At 69.2% G+C, this 15929-nt stretch carries 16 protein-coding genes, 1 tRNA gene and 1 pseudogene; 8 read left to right on the top strand and 10 right to left on the bottom strand.

What is annotated here, in order from left to right:
- Nucleotides 1-4 precede the first annotated feature (4 nt).
- The 6 genes and pseudogenes from ABIC66_RS19120 to ABIC66_RS19145 form a co-directional block, all read right to left on the bottom strand.
- Nucleotides 5-2263, bottom strand: a complete 2259-nt coding sequence (locus tag ABIC66_RS19120) for a DEAD/DEAH box helicase (RefSeq protein ID WP_354072681.1) — start codon at nucleotides 2261-2263, stop codon at nucleotides 5-7.
- Nucleotides 2264-2495: 232 nt separating this feature from the next.
- Complete coding sequence (locus ABIC66_RS19125) at nucleotides 2496-2933, bottom strand: hypothetical protein (RefSeq protein WP_354072177.1); 438 nt, start codon at nucleotides 2931-2933, stop codon at nucleotides 2496-2498.
- A gap of 336 nt (nucleotides 2934-3269) precedes the next feature.
- A pseudogene (locus tag ABIC66_RS19130) lies at nucleotides 3270-3624 on the bottom strand (hypothetical protein); the annotation flags it as partial.
- Between the two features lie 44 nt (nucleotides 3625-3668).
- Nucleotides 3669-4193, bottom strand: coding sequence for a CcdC protein domain-containing protein (locus ABIC66_RS19135; RefSeq protein ID WP_354072179.1), 525 nt, complete (start codon nucleotides 4191-4193; stop codon nucleotides 3669-3671).
- Nucleotides 4194-4255: 62 nt separating this feature from the next.
- Nucleotides 4256-4888: a DsbA family oxidoreductase gene (locus ABIC66_RS19140; RefSeq protein WP_354072683.1), complete on the bottom strand. Its 633-nt coding sequence runs from the start codon at nucleotides 4886-4888 to the stop codon at nucleotides 4256-4258.
- 118 nt (nucleotides 4889-5006) lie between these two features.
- A complete protein-coding gene (locus ABIC66_RS19145; RefSeq protein ID WP_354072181.1) occupies nucleotides 5007-6332 on the bottom strand; it encodes a diguanylate cyclase domain-containing protein in 1326 nt (441 codons plus the stop codon).
- 229 nt (nucleotides 6333-6561) lie between these two features.
- Between ABIC66_RS19145 and ABIC66_RS19150 the strand changes: the two genes are divergently transcribed.
- Together ABIC66_RS19150 and ABIC66_RS19155 are read left to right on the top strand one after the other, a co-directional pair.
- Nucleotides 6562-7689, top strand: a complete 1128-nt coding sequence (locus ABIC66_RS19150; protein WP_354072183.1) for a CaiB/BaiF CoA transferase family protein — start codon at nucleotides 6562-6564, stop codon at nucleotides 7687-7689.
- 166 nt (nucleotides 7690-7855) lie between these two features.
- Nucleotides 7856-8845, top strand: coding sequence for a YihY/virulence factor BrkB family protein (locus ABIC66_RS19155; RefSeq protein WP_354072185.1), 990 nt, complete (start codon nucleotides 7856-7858; stop codon nucleotides 8843-8845).
- On the opposite strand, the gene ABIC66_RS19160 is transcribed toward ABIC66_RS19155, so the two are convergent.
- The 4 genes from ABIC66_RS19160 to ABIC66_RS19175 all read right to left on the bottom strand — a co-directional run bounded on the left by ABIC66_RS19160 (nucleotide 8814) and on the right by ABIC66_RS19175 (nucleotide 10810).
- On the bottom strand, nucleotides 8814-9047 hold the full coding sequence (locus tag ABIC66_RS19160; RefSeq protein ID WP_354072187.1) for a sulfurtransferase TusA family protein: 234 nt from the start codon (nucleotides 9045-9047) through the stop codon (nucleotides 8814-8816). The genes ABIC66_RS19155 and ABIC66_RS19160 overlap by 32 nt on opposite strands.
- Nucleotides 9040-9780, bottom strand: coding sequence for a pseudouridine synthase (locus ABIC66_RS19165; protein ID WP_354072188.1), 741 nt, complete (start codon nucleotides 9778-9780; stop codon nucleotides 9040-9042). The genes ABIC66_RS19160 and ABIC66_RS19165 overlap by 8 nt, the downstream gene beginning before the upstream one ends.
- Nucleotides 9777-10685, bottom strand: coding sequence for a class I SAM-dependent methyltransferase (locus tag ABIC66_RS19170; RefSeq protein WP_354072190.1), 909 nt, complete (start codon nucleotides 10683-10685; stop codon nucleotides 9777-9779). Before ABIC66_RS19170 ends, ABIC66_RS19165 begins: the two co-directional genes overlap by 4 nt.
- 35 nt (nucleotides 10686-10720) lie before the next feature.
- Nucleotides 10721-10810 (bottom strand) — tRNA-Ser (locus ABIC66_RS19175).
- Nucleotides 10811-10915: 105 nt separating this feature from the next.
- On the opposite strand from ABIC66_RS19175, the gene ABIC66_RS19180 reads away from it, so the two are divergent.
- The 6 genes from ABIC66_RS19180 (at nucleotide 10916) to ABIC66_RS19205 (ending at nucleotide 15862) form a co-directional block, all read left to right on the top strand.
- Entirely contained in the window at nucleotides 10916-11920 is a 1005-nt protein-coding gene (locus tag ABIC66_RS19180) for a septal ring lytic transglycosylase RlpA family protein (protein WP_354072192.1), read from the top strand.
- A 41-nt stretch (nucleotides 11921-11961) separates the two neighbouring features.
- Nucleotides 11962-12588: a dTMP kinase gene (gene tmk / locus ABIC66_RS19185; RefSeq protein ID WP_354072194.1), complete on the top strand. Its 627-nt coding sequence runs from the start codon at nucleotides 11962-11964 to the stop codon at nucleotides 12586-12588.
- Nucleotides 12585-13595, top strand: a complete 1011-nt coding sequence (locus ABIC66_RS19190) for a DNA polymerase III subunit delta' (RefSeq protein WP_354072684.1) — start codon at nucleotides 12585-12587, stop codon at nucleotides 13593-13595. The genes tmk and ABIC66_RS19190 overlap by 4 nt, the downstream gene beginning before the upstream one ends.
- Entirely contained in the window at nucleotides 13592-14380 is a 789-nt protein-coding gene (locus ABIC66_RS19195) for a TatD family hydrolase (protein ID WP_354072196.1), read from the top strand. The genes ABIC66_RS19190 and ABIC66_RS19195 overlap by 4 nt, the downstream gene beginning before the upstream one ends.
- Nucleotides 14377-15183, top strand: a complete 807-nt coding sequence (locus tag ABIC66_RS19200; protein WP_354072198.1) for an MBL fold metallo-hydrolase — start codon at nucleotides 14377-14379, stop codon at nucleotides 15181-15183. Before ABIC66_RS19195 ends, ABIC66_RS19200 begins: the two co-directional genes overlap by 4 nt.
- A 70-nt stretch (nucleotides 15184-15253) precedes the next feature.
- Nucleotides 15254-15862 (top strand): hypothetical protein, encoded by a 609-nt coding sequence (locus tag ABIC66_RS19205; RefSeq protein WP_354072200.1) that lies wholly within the window; start codon nucleotides 15254-15256, stop codon nucleotides 15860-15862.
- Nucleotides 15863-15929 lie beyond the last annotated feature (67 nt).

The raw sequence follows: 15929 nt of genomic DNA on the forward strand, positions 1-15929 counted from the left end.
TCGCCTACTTCTTCTTGAACGGCTTACCGGCCGGCTTGCCGCCGGGCTTTGTGTCGAAGCTCTTGGCCTTGAAGGGCTTGGGCCCCTTGAACGGCTTGCCGGGGCCGGCGTCGTCGCGCTTGCCGGCATAGGGCTTGGCATACGGCTTCGGGCCGGCGGCGTTGTCGCTGAAAGCCTTCTTGAACGGCTTCTTCGGGCCGTCACCATCGGCGCGCGGCGAACGCGGCTTGAACTCGCGCGGCGCGTCGGCGCCCGCCTCGGCGCGCGGCTTGTAGGCGCGCTTGGGGCTGTCGGAATCCTGCGGCGAATACGGACGCGGGGCCTCGTCACGCGGCGGGCGCGGCTTGAAGTCACGCGGGGCCGTGTTGTCGCGAGGCTTGAACTCCCGGGGCTTGTAGTCGCCCTTGGGCTCTTCGCCGCGGCCGTAGGGCTTGGCGCTGCTGACGCCGTCGTCGCCATAGCTTGACGGACGAGGGGTGTGGTCACGCGAGCCCGGCGCGTTGGCGCGCGGGGCGTAGGGGCGATCCTCGCGCGGGGCGCGCGGCTTGAACTCGCGAGGCGGCGCATTCGGGTCCCGCGCCTGATCATTTCTGGGGGGACGCTCGCCGCGCGGGGCGGGGGCCGTCGTCGGGGTGATCGAGACGTCTTCGCGCACCGTCTGCTGGACCGCAGCGCCGAACTTCACGGCCGCCTCGGCCGAGATCTCGAACTTGGTGTCGTAGTCGAAGATCCGGATCGAGCCGATGTCCTTCTTAGTGATGTGGCCCAGGCGGCAAATCAACGGGATCAGCCACTTGGGGTCGGCATTGTTGCGGCGGCCGGTATTGAGGCGGAACCATTCCGAACCATCCATGCTGACCCGCTCGGGACGGTCCCCGAAGTCGCGCTCGCCGCCAAAGTCACGGGGCTCTCGCGGTTCGCGCGTGCGCGGACCCGGATCGGCGCCGTGGCGCGGGTCGTCATAGATCTCTTCCGGGGCCGGCAGCTTGGCGCGGCGGGCGCGGATCAGAGCGGCGGCCAGTTCTTCGGGCGTGCGCTTCTCCAGCATCGCCGCGACCAGGCCGGCGTCGTCCTCGTTGGCCGGCTCGGCGAAGATCGGATCGTCCAGCAGGCGTTCCTGGTCCTTGGCGCGGATCTCGTCGGCGGTCGGGGCGCCGCCCCACTGGCCTTCGACGCCGGCGGCCATCAACAGCTGCTCGGCCTTGCGGCGGCGGGTATAGGGAACGACCAGGGCCGAGACGCCCTTCTTGCCCGCCCGGCCGGTGCGGCCCGAACGGTGCAGCAGGGTGGCCTTGTTGACCGGCAGCTCGGCGTGGATGACCAGGCCCAGGTCCGGCAGGTCGAGACCGCGGGCGGCGACGTCGGTGGCGACGCAGACGCGGGCGTGACCATCGCGCAGAGCCTGCAGGGCGTCGGCCCGCTCGCGCTGGCTGAGCTCGCCCGACAGGCCGACGACGTCGAAGCCGCGCTCGCGCAGCTTGGCGTGCAGCGAGCGGACGCTTTCACGGGTATTGGCGAACACCAGGGCGCCGGGGCTTTCGAAGAAGCGCAGCAGGTTGACGACCGCGTGCTCGACCTCGTTGGGCGCGACGCGGACGGCGCGGTATTCGATGTCGCGGTGCGGCTCGTTGCGGCCGATCGTGTCGATGCGGATGGCGTCGTTCTGATAGCTCTTGGCCAGCTGCACGATGTCGCGCGCCAGGGTGGCCGAGAACAGCAGGGTGCGGCGCTCGGCCGGGGCGGCGTCGAGGATGAATTCCAGGTCCTCGCGGAAGCCCATGTCCAGCATCTCGTCGGCCTCGTCGAGGACGGCGACCTTCAGCTCCGACAGGTCCAGGTGACCGCGCTCGATGTGGTCGCGCAGGCGGCCTGGCGTGCCGACGACGATGTGGGCGCCGTAGTTCAGGGCGCGCTGTTCGCGGCGAGCGTCCATGCCGCCGACGCAGTTGACGACCACGGCCATGGCCTGGGCGTAGAGCCAGGTCAGCTCGCGATTGACCTGGATGGCCAGCTCGCGGGTCGGGGCGATGACCAGGGCCAGCGGCGCGCCGGCGCGGCCGAAGATCTCCTCGTCGCCCAGCAGGGTCGGGGCGGCGGCCAGGCCGAAAGCCACGGTCTTGCCCGAGCCGGTCTGGGCGCTGACCAGCAGGTCGCGGCCTTCGGCGTCGGCTTCAAGCACGGCGGCCTGGACGGGGGTGGGCTCGAGGTAGCCTTGAGCGGCGAGAGCCCGCTCGAGAGCGGGGTGGGAGGCGGGGAAGGGCATATGGGTCCAGTTCATTTGCGGCCGCACACACAAACGCGCGGCTCGCGCCAATGACCAAATCGGGCCCCTGAAGCCTATGAGCTTCCCTCGGACCGCTTCTTGGTCGAATTCCAACGAAAATAGCCCCCTTCCGCCGCCGAGGCGACGTTAGGGGGCTCGATGAGTGGCCTTATGCGCTTGCTGCGGTGCAAAAAGCAAGGCCGACGCTGAACGGGGATCGGGTTTGTCGCGCTTAGACGAGGCCTGTGTCTTCGGGGCGACGCCCGCTGAGCTCGCCGGCCAGGCGCGCGACGCCCGCCGTCAGCAGGCCCAGCATGGCCATCATCAGGGCTTCGGCCAGGCCCGGCGCCAGGACCGGCAGGCTGGGTGTGACGCCCAGATTGGCGACGCCCAGCGCGCAGGCCAGCAAGGTGTAGGCCGCCGCGGCGAAGCCCAGGGGCAGGGCGCTCTTGGCGATGGCGGCGATCCACTTGGCGTTGGGCCGGGTGACCGCGATGACGGGGCCGGCCACCAAGCCAGCGATCAGGATCACGGCGATCATCTTCACGGGCAGGGCCGCGTCGGCGAAGATCGAGACGAAGGTCAGCGGCTGCCTGCCGGTCGAGGCCAGGGCGGGCGTGGCCAGGAGGACGCCGGCGGCGGCTATGGGGCTGAGATGGCGTAGGCGCATGGATGGCTCCCAATTGTGATTACGCATATAAAATCATAGCTGAGAGTTACGTGTGTAATTTCCAGAGTCAATCCCCGTCGGGCTGCGGGTGTTGATCCCTCTCTCTTCGAGAGAGGGCGGGGCCCGCGCCGTTAGGCGTGGGAGGGTGAGAGGTTAGGCGTAGCCGGTGGGGATTTCGCGCATCTCACTGAGTTTTCGAGATTTATCGGTGGGCTGTGTAACCTCTCACCCTGCCATGCTGCGCATGGACCCCTCCCTCTCTCAAAGAGAGAGGGGTGATGGAAGGCATGGGCGTTCAGCCTCTCTCATCCTCGGCTTGAAAACCTCGCTTATCCTCTACCCACCTCGTCGCGAGGAAAGGGCGCATGGCCAGCGACCGATTGCGGCGGCGGGGGGCGATCGAGCGGTGAAGGTCCGAGGGGGATACTCGGACGGTCCGGGGATGAGCTTGCTGGGCTCACCCGCCCGCCGTCGGCGTGGTCGAAGGCAAAAGGGCGTGTCAGGCTGCAAGCCCGTCCTCTTCGACCTCTGGAGCTTGCCGGAAACGGCGAGGTCCGGGTCCCGGTAAGGCCTGAACAGGGCCACCCGACGGGACGCTGGCGGATAACGGTCGCGCGGGGCGTTCGGGCTTCGTCGAAACGGTACTTACAAACTCATACTCCGGACGGCGTCCGGCGCTCCGCGTCCCTTTCCATCACTTCAGCGAGCGATCGCTTGAGGCGGCGCAGTCGTGCCTCAGGCCGCCGCCTTCGCCGCGCGGGCTGCCTTCAGCAGGCCCCAGGCCCGCAGCGCCATCTCGACCCGCGAGACGGCGAACAGGCCGACGGCTAGGACGACGAAACCGTCGGTCAGCAGGCCGATGCTGATGTGCAGGGCGCTGGCCTGGCTCTCCAGATAGGCGCGCAGGGCGAAGCGGACCACGAACAGGCCCAGCAGGAACAGCAGGGCGGCCGGAGAGGGCTTGGTGTTCAGGAAATGGGTTTCGGGATCGATGCTGATCGGGATCAGCTTGCCGCGCATCCAGCCGATGGCCGCGCCGACGGCGAACACCGCGCCCAGCCAGGCCCAGTCCGAACCGTGGGGCGGGAACTGCAGGAACAGGGCGATCATGGCCGCGACCATCAGGGTCGGCATGATCCACATCCATTCCAGCTTCAGCCGCCGTTCCTGGGTCAACCGTCGCATGCGGAAGAACAACACGATCGCGACGATCGCGCCCGTGATGGCGTAGCTGATCATCTGCTGGTTCTGATGGCCCATGTCCCGTTCCCGACCTCGGCCCCGATCCCGGCCCGACTCGCGCGACCATCCGCGCGGACGGATCAGACGCCTGAAGCCCGGGCCTGGTCAATCGCCTCGGCGATGCGTTCCGGCATCTCGGCCCCGACCACGGCGACCTTGCCCGCGAAGATGACGAACGGCACGCCGGTGACGCCGCCTTGAACCGCCATGGCGTGCTCGCGGGCCACGGCCTCCTTGTCGGCGCCTTCCGACAGCAGTTGCAGTACGACCAGCCGCTCCATTCCGGCCGCCTCGGCGACATCGGCCAGCACCATCGGATCGCCGATGTCGAGGCCTTGGGTGAAATAGGCCTTGAACAGCGCCTCGACGACTTGGTCCTGGACGCCGGCCGTCAGGGCCCAGCGGATCAGGCGATGGGCGGCGTTGGTGTTAGGCGAGATCTCGATGGCTTCGAAATCGAAGGCGATGCCTTCCTCGGCCCCGCCCTCGACCAGGGCCGCGTGGACGGCCTTCAGCTTGCCGGGATCCTTGAACTTCTGGGCCATGTAGGCCTTGCGGTCGACGCCTTCCTCGGGAAGCGTCGGGTCCAGCTGGTAGGGGCGCCAGACCAGCTGCGCCTCGAGATCGGGGCGCAGGGCCAGGGCCGACTTCAGCCGCCGCCAGCCCAGATAGCACCAGGGGCAGACCACATCGGCCACCACGTCGATGACCATCGGCGCGGCCGCGGTCGGATTTTGGGGCTGGCTCACCGGCGGCGCCTTTCGAAACACTGTCTGCTACAGGACAGGTTCCATATAGGGCCCGGGCCGCGCGCGCCCAAGGGCGAAGCTTTCAGCCCGCGTCGCGCTTCAGGGCGCTGGCGGCGGCGCGCTCCAAGGCCTTGACCGCGCCTTCGCCCGGCTGGACCTCGGCGACGCCGATGTCGAACTCGCAGACGAACGGCGGGCGGTCGTCGCCGGCGTCGAAGGCGGTGCAGCCGATCACGGCGGCGATGCGCTCGGCGGCGGCGCGGGCGGCGTTCTGGTTAGTCGCCGGCAGGGCCAGGGCGAAGACCTCGGTCGCCAGGCGGGCCGGGGTGTCCTCGACGCGGACCAGGCGGCCGACCATCGAGCCGATCTGCGGGATGGCGCGATCCAGCCAGCCGTTCTTGCGGGCCCAGACGGTCTCGGGCTTGTCGGCGACGCGCAGCACGCAGATCGACAACGGCCGGCTGCGCTCGCGAGCGGCGGCGGCCAGGCGCGCCAGGTGGGCGGCGAACAGGTCGCGGGTGAACAGGCCCGTGGCCGCGTCCATCAGGCCCGAGCTGCGGGCCTTTTCCAGGGCGCCGCGGATCGACTCGCCGCGTCGGAAGCTGCGGGCCAGCTCCATGACGCGCAGGGCGGTCTCGATCTCGGGCGTCTCGGGCGAGGCCACGTCGGAGACGCCGCGATGGAACGCCTCGGACATCGTCACATAGCTCTCGGCCTTCAGGTACAGCAGGGCCGGGATGTGGAAGAGGCGGGTGTTGCGGCGCATGCCGGCCGCGATCGAGAGGGCTTCCTGCTGGCTGTCGCCGGCCCACAGGACGACGGAGTCGAAGGCCCGCTCGTGCAGGTAGTCGAAGGCCGTATAGGCGGTGAAGGCCCCGACCACCTCGGCGCCGCTGTTCTGCAGGGCGTTGGCCAGGGCCAGGAATTGCGGCGCGGGCTCGCCGACGGCGAGGATGCGATAGGGGGCCTCGGCGGCCTCCGGCAGGTCCAGGCGGCGGCCGCGCTCGCCGAAGGTCTCGAGGCGCAGCTCGAACTCTTCCTCGGCGATGGCGGTGCGCACCAGGGTCTCCAGGCGCAGGGCGGCCTGGGACGGGTGCAGCGGCGGCGACAGGGTCAGGTCGAAGGCCTGGTTGCGATAGTCGCCGTCGGGGTCGCCGATGGCGATGACCGGCAGGCGACGCGGCGCGACGGCGGCTTTCAGGCGGCGGGCCAAGGTCTGGGTCTCGGGCCCGGCGCTGGCCAGGTCGACGATCACCGCCTCGATCGGCAGGTCGCCCAGGGCGGCGAGCGCGGCATAAGGGCCGCGCGCGGTGATGGTGCGCCAGCCCAGCCGATCCAGCCCCTCGGCCAGCGGTCCGGCGCGAACATCGTCGCGCGCCACGATCAGGATCCGGGCGTCAACCGCCAAAACAACCTCCGCCCGAACGCTCGCCTGGCCGATCCCACAACGACAGTCGAGATTCGAGGCCGCACCATAGCAGAGGCTCCGCGCGGTCAAAGGTACGGAACGCCGCAGGCTGGGGTTGAAACAAAGAACGCTCCAAAGCGGCGCGGCAAGGCTTGCATGACCGAACGTCAGGGCCGTTCTAGTGATCCGCGTCGGCCATCGTCGAAGAGCCGAGCTGGGAGATCGCGTCATGGGCCAGGGACCGCTTTCGGGACTGAGGATCGTCGAATTCGCCGGCATCGGTCCGGGACCGTTCTGCGGCATGCTGCTGTCGGACCTTGGGGCCGACGTCGTGCGCATCGACCGCAAGGGCCAGGGAAGGGGCTCACCGGCCGACGTCACGGCTCGGGGACGCCGCTCGGTGGCGCTGGATCTCAAGACCCCCGAGGCGATCGAGACCTGCCTGAAGCTGCTGGAACAGGCCGATGGCCTGATCGAGGGCTTCCGACCCGGCGTCATGGAGCGTCTGGGTCTGGGTCCGGACATTGTTCTGGCCCGCAATCCCAAGCTGGTCTACGGCCGCATGACCGGCTGGGGCCAGACGGGCCCCTACGCCAAGGCGGCCGGCCACGACATGAACTACATCGCCATCACTGGCGCGCTGGCCGCGATCGGCACGACCGACAAGCCCGTGCCGCCGCTGAACCTGGTCGGCGATTTCGGGGGCGGGGCGCTCTATCTGGCCTTCGGCTTGCTGGCTGGGGTGATCCACGCCCGTTCGACGGGACAGGGCCAGGTGATCGACTGCGCGATGAGTGACGGCGCGGCCTCGCTGATGGCGATGTTCTACGGTTTCAAGGCCGGCGGCATGTGGACCGAAGGCCGGCGCAGCAACCTGCTCGATGGCGGCGCGCACTTCTACGACACCTACGAATGCGCCGACGGCAAGTGGATCTCAATCGGCTCGATTGAGCCGCAATTCTACCTGCTTCTGTTGGAAAAGACGGGGATTTCCGACCCGCAGTTCCAGCACCAGATGAGCCGCGAGGACTGGCCGGAGCTTCGCCAGAAGCTGGCGGCGGTGATCCGGACCAAGAGCCGTGACGACTGGTGCGCGATCATGGACGCCACCGACGTCTGCTTCGCCCCGGTCCTGACCATGGACGAGGCGCCCAAGCACGCCCACAACGCCGCCCGCGAAACCTTCGTCGAGGTCGCCGGGGTCATCCAGCCGGCGCCGGCGCCGCGCTTCTCGGCCACGCCGGGCGCCATCCAGGGGCCGCCGCCCAAGATTGGGGCGGACAACGACCAGGCCTTGTCCGACTGGGGCTTCTCGGACGAGGCGATCGCGGCGTTGAGGGCGTCGGGAGCCCTCTGAAACCTGAGGGCCGCGTTCAGGTGCGGTTCAGGCGGCGGGATCTAGGTTGCGAGCGTCGATCGGTCGTCGCGCCATCCGTCCCTCGAAGCGGCGATCGGTTCACAGGCACGTCCTGCGGAGACGCGCCACCTTCCCCAAGGTGGCGCGTCTTTGACTCTGGGCCTCTTTGACTTCGGGAGGCCACATCGCCATGGTCCGCCGGATGCAAGATCCGCTGCACCGCATTCGCTGGCGCGACCTCGACCTTGATCCGATCCACTGGGTTCGCGAAATCCTCCGCGTGCTGGGCCTGGCCCTGTCGCGCCTGTGGGGTCGCGACGTCATGCTCTATGTCGGCGGCGTCTCGTTTTTCGCCCTGCTGGCCGTCTTCCCGGGCCTGGCGATTCTGATTGGGCTCTACAGCCTGCTGCTGACCCCCGAGAGCGCCGCGCGCCAGGCGGCCAAGCTGGCCGAACTGATTCCCTCCGGGGCCCGTTCGATGTTCCAGGACGAGTTCGGCCGCCTGGCCCACGCGCCCGGCCAGACCGTCTCGCTGCAGAGCGCCGTCGTCCTGATTGTCGGCGCCTATGCCGCCCATCGCGGCTTCAAGGCGCTGCTGGCGGGGCTTTCGTTCATCCACGACGAGGAGAATCAGCGCGGCTTCTTCGGCTTCAACCTGATGGCGCTGCTGGTGCTGGTCGCCGCGTTCGGCCTGCTGTTCGTGATGTCGGGCATCTTCCTGGTCCTGCGCCTGCTGGGCGCGGCCCTGAACCTGCGGCCGCTGGCCGGGGTCTCATGGATTCAGAGCGAGTGGACCTGGGCCAGTCTCGGCATCGTGTTCGGCATGAGCCTAGTCTATCGCTACGCCATGTCGCGCGAGCCGGTCGGCTGGCGGGCCTCGATCGCCGGCGGCGCGGCGGCCGCGGCGCTGTGCGTCTTCATGTCCTCGGCCAGCGCCTTCTATGTCGAGAAGGTCGTGCATCTGGGCGCGACCTACGGCTCGATCTCGGCCGTGATCGTCTTCCTGATCTGGTTGTCGTGGAGCGTGAACGCGATCTTCTTCGGCGGGGCGCTGGCGACCGAGGTCGAGATCGCGCTGGACGAACGTCCCCGAGCCCTGCTGGAAGGGCCCAAGGCGATCCCGCTCAAGGCGCCTTCCGAATACGAAAACGGATGACGCCGCCGTCCTGGTCGGCGATCTCCAGCACGGTCGCGCCGATCTGGCCGGCGAAATGCGGAACGTCGATCCGGGCCATCGGGTCGGTGGCCAGCAGGACAAGCTCGGCCCCCGGCGCGGCGGCCTCGTGGGCCTTGCGCAGCTTCAGGGTCGGCACGGGGCAATGATGACCCCGGGCGTCGATCAGAACTGGTTCAGACATCGGCGAACACGCGCTCGGCCTCGACGGCCGGCAGGATCCGATACTGGCCCGGCTCCAGGTCGGCCGGCAGGGTAAGACCGCCGATCCGCTCGCGATGCAGCGCGAGCACATGGTTGCCGGCGGCGGCGAACATGCGCCGCACCTGGTGATAGCGGCCCTCGGTGATCGTCAGCCGCGCCGCCTTGGCGTCGACCACGTCGAGCCGGGCGGGCAGCAGGGGTTTTTCCTCGCCGTCCAGCATCAGTGTCCCAGCGGCGAACACCTCGCCCTCCGAACCGTCCAGCGGCCGATCGAGCGTCACGAAATAGGTCTTGGGCACATGCCGTTTGGGCGAGATCACCCGGTGCAGGAAATCGCCGTCGTCGGTGATCAGGATCAGGCCGCTGGTGTCCTTGTCGAGCCGCCCGACGGTCGACAGGCCCGGATCGCGCAATCGCCAGCGGCGGGGCAGGAGATCGTAGATCTTCTCGCCGTCCTCCTTGTGCGAACAGGTCACGCCCAGCGGCTTGTGCATCAGCAGCACCAGCGGGGCCGGCGGATCGACCGGGACGCCGCGGATGGTCATGCGCTCGGGCAGGGTGGCGTCGACGGCGACACGGAGGCCCGCGTCCTTCAGGATTTTGCCGTCCAGCACGACCTTGCCGCCGGCGACCAGGGCCTGGACGTCCTTGCGGCTGCCATAGCCGAGATTGGCCAACAGCCGGTCCAATCGGGCCATCAGCGCCTTGGTCACTTGCGGGCCTCGAAGACCTTGTAGCCGCCGCCTTCCGCGACCAGCCTGACCTTGGAGAAGCTCTCGCCCAGGATCGCCTCGTAGGGCAGGTGGCGGTTGGCCACGATCCACAGCACGCCGCCCTTGCGTAGCGCCGCCGCCGCCGAGGCGATGAACGCCTGGCCCAGCGTCTTGTCCTCGCCGCCGCCCTCGTGGAACGGCGGGTTGCTGACGATGAAGTCGAGGTCCTTCAGGTCGGTCTGGCGGACATCGCCCCAGACGAACGCGGCGCGCGGGTCGGTGACGTTGCGCTTGGCCGCGTCGAAGGCGCGGCGGTCCAGCTCGACCAGGGTCAGCTTGGTGACCTTGGGCGAGGCCAGCACATTCAGCGCCAGGAGGCCGATGCCGCCGCCGAAATCGGCGCCGACGCCGGCGAACGGCGGCAGGACCTGGAGCAGGGCGTTGGTGCCGGCGTCCAGGCGATCCCAACTGAACACGCCCGGCTGGGTCCAGAGGCCATTCTCGGCGATCGGGCGCGGCGCGCCGGCGGCGATGGCCTCGTCGAGGCCCTTGATCACGGCCGGACGCACGACCAGGCAGATGCGATTGTGCCGCCGGGCGCTCTCGCCGACCTCGCAGCCCAGGGCCTCGAGCTCCTTCTTCAGGCGCAGCCCGCCGCGGTCCTTCGGCGCGAAGGCGGTCAGGCGTCCGTTCGGCGTCAGAATTCTCAACGCTTGAGCGAGGACAAATCGTCGCTCCACCGCCCCGGCGGGGGCTCGGACGGTCACGGCGGTAAAGGATTCGTCCGCGATCCCGGCGATGTCGGTCGAACCCGGAACCAGGGGCGACAGCTGGACGGCGTCCGGCGCGGACGGCGCCAGGTCGTGATCGGCCTGGCCATAGAGCGCGGTGCGGAGAGCCGACATGCTTGTCCTGAAAGGGATTTTCGAGATTTGAAGTCTGGCGGGCAGGGTGGGATTCGAACCCACGGTAGACTTTCACCTACGGCGGTTTTCAAGACCGCTGCCTTAAACCACTCGGCCACCTGCCCGGAGCAGGCGGCTATATCAGCGCGTCGGCGCCTTAACCAGACTTCAAAACAAACCGGCGACGATGTCCGCTCGGAAGGGGCTCGACCCGTCTGGACGACGAGCGGATGGACCAGCGTATCGATCAGGTTTGGCGGAACTTGCGCGCCTTCGGCCTCATGGCCCTGGCCGCTGTGAGCCTCGCGGCCTGCGCCACGCCCAAGTACGACGTCGGCAAGTCGGGCTATACGGCGACGGCCCGCAACGACACGACGCGGGGTTCGGCCCCGCGCGCGGGCTCGACGGTCGGTCGCGACGGCAAGGCGCTGCGCGGCACTGAAAAGCCCTACCAGATCAACGGCGTCTGGTACTATCCGAAAGCGGATGAGGACTACAACGTCGTGGGCGTCGGGTCCTGGTACGGCGAGCAATTCCACAATCGCCGCACGGCCAACGGCGAGATCTTCGACATGGACATCCCGTCGGCGGCGCATAAGACGCTGCCGCTGCCCTGTCTGGTCGAGGTGACCAATCTCGACAACGGCCAGAAGATGATCGTGCGGGTCAACGACCGTGGGCCGTTCGTCGGCGACCGGGTCATCGACCTGTCCAAGGCCGCCGCCCAGCAGCTGGGCTATTATCGCCAGGGCGTCGCCCGGGTGCGGGTCAAATATGTCGGCCCGGCCCCCAAGAGCGCATTCGACGCGCCGCGTCAGTACGCTCGGGCCGATACCGGTCCGCGTAGTTTCGACGATATCAAGGAGCCGCCGCAGCGCGTGCAAGTCCTGCCGCCGCGCCGCGAGCCGGCCTGGACGCCGCCGCCCGCGCCGACCCCGCAATATGCCGCCATTGAACAGTCGGCGCCGCCCATCAATCCGCCAGATCCGGTCTTCGTCCCGGCCAAGTCCGCCTATCGCATCCAGGCCGGCTCTTTCTCGAACCGCGAGAACGCCGAGAAGGCCGTACGTCAATTGGCCAGCGCGGGCAGCGCGACGATCGACGCCATAGAGCGGGCCAGCGGCACGCTCTACCGCGTCACCGTCGCCGCCGGTCAGGACGAGGGCGAGGCCTGGAGCCTGCGCGAGCGGGTCGAGTCCCTCGGCTATTCCGGCGCGACGGTCCTTCGCCCCTAGAGCCTCTAGACAAGCCTCGGAAACCGGTCGAATGGAGGCCGGTGACCAGCGGGTTCTTCATCAGTTTCGAAGGCGGGGAAGGGGCGGGAAAGTCCACTCAGATCCGCCGCCTGGCCGAGCGGCTGCGCGCGGCCGGCCACGACGTCGTCGTCACGCGCGAGCCTGGCGGCAGCCCAGGGGCCGAGGCCATCCGCGAGTTGCTGGTCAACGGCGCGGCTGATCGCTGGTCGCCGGTCACCGAGACCCTCTTGATGTACGCCGCCCGCCGCGACCACGTGGAGCGGGTGATCCGTCCGGCCCTCGCCGAGGGCAAGGTCGTGCTGTGCGACCGCTTCGCCGATTCCACCCGGGCCTATCAGGGCGCGGGCGGCGACGCGCCGGCCAGTCTGATCGCCGCGCTCGAGGACCATGTGCTGAACGGCACGGTTCCGAACCTGACCTTGATCCTGGACCTACCGGCCGAGGTCGGCCTGACGCGAGCCGAGGCGCGGGGCGGGGCGGCGCGCTTCGAATCCAAGGGTCTGGAATTCCATCAACGCCTGCGCGCCGGCTATCTGGCGATCGCGCGTCGTGAGCCGAAGCGCTGCGTCGTCATCGACGCCGATGCTGAACTCGACGCCGTCACCGCCGCGATCGCCGACGCCGTCGCCCAGCGTCTGGACCTCTGATGGCCGCGCCGGCCCATCCCCGCGACGTCTACCGTCTGGACGGCCAGTCCGCCGCCGAGGCCGCGTTCATCGACGCCCTGGAGCGTGGCCGGTTGCATCACGCCTGGTTGCTGACCGGGCCCGAGGGCGTCGGCAAGGCGACCCTGGCCTACCGCATGGCCCGCCGGCTGCTGGGCGCGCGGCCCGATCCGAGCCACGGCCTGCTGGGCGCCGCGCCGTCCGACGTGGTCAGCCGGCAGGTCGCCGCGCGTTCTCATCCCGACCTGATGGTGCTGGAGCGGCTGACGGACGACGGCAAGGCCCGCAAATCGATCCCGGTCGACGAGGCCCGGCGCCTGCCGGAGTTCTTCGCCAATTCGCCCGCCATCTCGCCGTATCGGGTGGCGATCATCGACGCCGCCGACGACCTGAACGTCAACGCCGCCAATGCGGTGCTGAAGACGCTTGAGGAGCCGCCGCCGCGCGGCGTCATCCTGCTGATCAGCCACGCGCCCGGCAAGCTGCTGCCGACTATCCGCTCGCGCTGTCGGCGCCTTGTCATCCCTGCGCCGGGCGTTGCGGCGGCGGCCGAAATGGTCGAGCGCATGGCCGACGTCCCGTCGCGTGACGCGGAGCGCCTGGCCCGCATGGCTCACGGCGCGCCGGGACGAGCGCTTCAGTTGGCGGCCTCGGGGGCGCTGGCCATGGACGACGCCGCCAACGAGATCCTGCGCGGCCTGCCTAAGCTGGACGAGGGTGCGCTGCTGGCCATGGCCGACACCTTCCGAGGCGCTGAGGGCGCGGCGCGGTTCGAACTGCTGATGGATCGCCTGGCCGACCAGGTGCGGATCTTCGCCACCCAGGTGGCGGCCGACGGCAAGAACTCGCCGGGCCTGGACCGCTGGGCCGCCGCCTGGGAGCGCCTCGCCAGTTGGCCGGGCGAGGCCGAGGCGGTGAACCTGGACCGCGCCGACGTGTTCTGGAGCGTCATCTCGGACTTGCGCGCGGCGGCCAAGGCGGCGATGTGAGCCGCATGCTCATCGACAGTCACGTGAATCTCCACGCGCCCCAGTTCGCCGAGGACAAGGACGCCGTCATCGCTCGGGCCCGCGAGGCCGGCATCGGCCTGATGGTCACCATCTGCGACAAGGTTTCGTCGTTCGAGGCCGTGCACGCGATCGCCATGGCCGAGCCCGACATCTGGTGCACGGTCGGCACGCACCCCCACGAGTCGAAGGAAGATCCCGGCCTGACCGCCGCGCGCCTGGTCGAGCTGGCCGGCCGTCCGCGTGTCATCGGAATCGGCGAATGCGGCCTGGACTTCCACTACGACCTTTCACCGCGCGAGGTTCAGGCCGACGTGTTTCGCCAGCACTGCATCGCCGCCCGAGAAAGCGGTCTGCCGCTGGTCGTCCATACCCGTGAGGCCGACGAGGTCATGGCGCAGATTCTCGAGACCGAGTACGCGGCTGGACCGTTCAAGATCCTGATGCACTGCTACACCAGCGGTCCAGCGCTGGCCGCGCGCGCCGCCGCCCTGGGCGCCTGGTTCTCGGTGTCGGGCATCGCGACTTTCAAGGCCGCGGAAGAGGTCAGGGCGGTGATCCGCGACATGCCGGCCGACAAGATCATCGTCGAGACCGACTGTCCGTACCTGGCCCCCGTGCCGATGCGCGGCCGCCGCAACGAGCCGGCCTACCTGCCGCACATCTACGACAAGCTGGCCGAGATTCGTGGCTGGAGCCGGGCCGATACGGAGGCGCGGACCGAGGACGCCTTCTTCGCCCTGTTCGACCGGATCCCGCGTCCATGACCGGGCCGCTGGAGTTCACCATCCTGGGCTCCGGCTCGTCCGGCGGCGTGCCGCGCGCCGACGGCAACTGGGGCGACTGCGATCCGGCCGAGCCGAAGAACCATCGCTCGCGCTGCTCCCTGCTGGTGCGGCGAAAAGGCGAGGGCGGTCCGGCCCAAGAAACGACCGTCGTGGTCGACACCTCGCCGGACCTGCGCCTGCAGACCGCCACCGCGGGCGTGAAGCGCGTCGATGCGGCGTTGTTCACCCACGACCACGCCGACCAGGCCCATGGCATCGACGACCTGCGGCCGTTCTTCCTGAACCAGCGGGCGCGAATCCCGACCTATATGGACCAGGCCACGCATGACGGCCTGCTTACGCGGTTCGACTACATCTTCCGGACGCATGGCGGCTATCCGGCCATCCTGGAGCCGCGGCTGATCCCGCCGCTGGGCGAGGCCTTCACGGTCGAGGGGCCAAGCGGAGCGATCCCGGTCCACACCTTCGATGTCGACCACGGCGAGATCCGCGCCGTCGGCTATCGCTTCGGCGGCGTGGCTTATACGCCCGACGTCCGCGCAATACCGGACGGCAGTTGGACGGACCTGGCCGATCTCGACGTCTGGATCGTCGACGCCTTGCGCTGGACGCCGCACCCGACCCACGCCCACGTCGAGCTAGCGCTCGAGTGGATCGCCCGCGCCAAGCCGCGCCGGGCCATCCTGACCAATCTGCACATCGACCTGGATTTCAACGCCCTGGCGGCCAGGCTGCCGGCAGGGGTGGAGCCCGCTTACGACGGCCTGCGCTTCACGCTGTAGGCAACTTTCTCGGTCGCTCCGGAGTTTTCCCGCCACGCTTGGACCAACCATGCTTGGGGAGGACGCCGACATGGCCGAACCGAAAGTCTATGCATTCCACGAAGATCCCTACGCCCATCCGCTGATCTCCTGGAGCGGCGTATTCGCTGGCGTGGTGGTCGCCATCGCGTTGGGCGCCTTGCTCAACCTGCTTGGCCTGGCGATCGGGGCCACCGTGGCCAATCCGTTCCGTCTGACCGACGCCGGCGCGACCGGCCTGACCCTCGGCGGCGGGCTCTGGATCGTGTTCGCCAACACCTTCGCCCTGCAGGTGGGCGCGTTCGTCGCCGCGCGCTCGGCCCGGTTCCCGGACCACCATAAGGGCGCGCTGATCGGCCTGACGGTCTGGGGGCTGGCCTTTATCGTCGCCTTGGCCGGGATCGGCGGCGGCGCTAGCGCCGGCTCGCTGCTCACCGGCGCCCAGGCCACGATCGAAGCCTCGCAAGGCGACGATGACGTCACCGAGACCGACATGAAGGCTGCCGCGGACGCGGCGCGCAAGGTCACCGCCGCCTTGGCTTGGTGGGGCGCGGCCAGCATGGCCCTGGGCGCGGTCGGCGCCGTGGCCGGCGGCTATCTCGGCTCGCAGCATCCGCAGTGGCATCGCCGTGACCGCCACACCTTCAACCCGTCCGTCTGAGGGAGATCGCCATGAAAGGCCTGCTGCTCTGGATGCTGGGCATCCCGCTGCCGATCATTCTGCTGCT

The organism is Caulobacter sp. 1776, from assembly GCF_040545685.1.
GTDB lineage: Bacteria > Pseudomonadota > Alphaproteobacteria > Caulobacterales > Caulobacteraceae > Caulobacter.

Bases quoted from the DNA above. Each gene is read 5' to 3' on its own strand.
- ABIC66_RS19120 (WP_354072681.1), bottom strand. From the start codon at position 2,263: ATGCCCTTCCCCGCCTCCCACCCCGCTCTCGAGCGGGCTCTCGCCGCT.
- ABIC66_RS19125 (WP_354072177.1), bottom strand. From the start codon at position 2,933: ATGCGCCTACGCCATCTCAGCCCCATAGCCGCCGCCGGCGTCCTCCTG.
- ABIC66_RS19135 (WP_354072179.1), bottom strand. From the start codon at position 4,193: ATGGGCCATCAGAACCAGCAGATGATCAGCTACGCCATCACGGGCGCG.
- ABIC66_RS19140 (WP_354072683.1), bottom strand. From the start codon at position 4,888: ATGGTCATCGACGTGGTGGCCGATGTGGTCTGCCCCTGGTGCTATCTG.
- ABIC66_RS19150 (WP_354072183.1), top strand. From the start codon at position 6,562: ATGGGCCAGGGACCGCTTTCGGGACTGAGGATCGTCGAATTCGCCGGC.
- ABIC66_RS19160 (WP_354072187.1), bottom strand. From the start codon at position 9,047: ATGTCTGAACCAGTTCTGATCGACGCCCGGGGTCATCATTGCCCCGTG.
- ABIC66_RS19170 (WP_354072190.1), bottom strand. From the start codon at position 10,685: ATGTCGGCTCTCCGCACCGCGCTCTATGGCCAGGCCGATCACGACCTG.
- ABIC66_RS19180 (WP_354072192.1), top strand. From the start codon at position 10,916: ATGGACCAGCGTATCGATCAGGTTTGGCGGAACTTGCGCGCCTTCGGC.
- ABIC66_RS19200 (WP_354072198.1), top strand. From the start codon at position 14,377: ATGACCGGGCCGCTGGAGTTCACCATCCTGGGCTCCGGCTCGTCCGGC.
- ABIC66_RS19205 (WP_354072200.1), top strand. From the start codon at position 15,254: ATGGCCGAACCGAAAGTCTATGCATTCCACGAAGATCCCTACGCCCAT.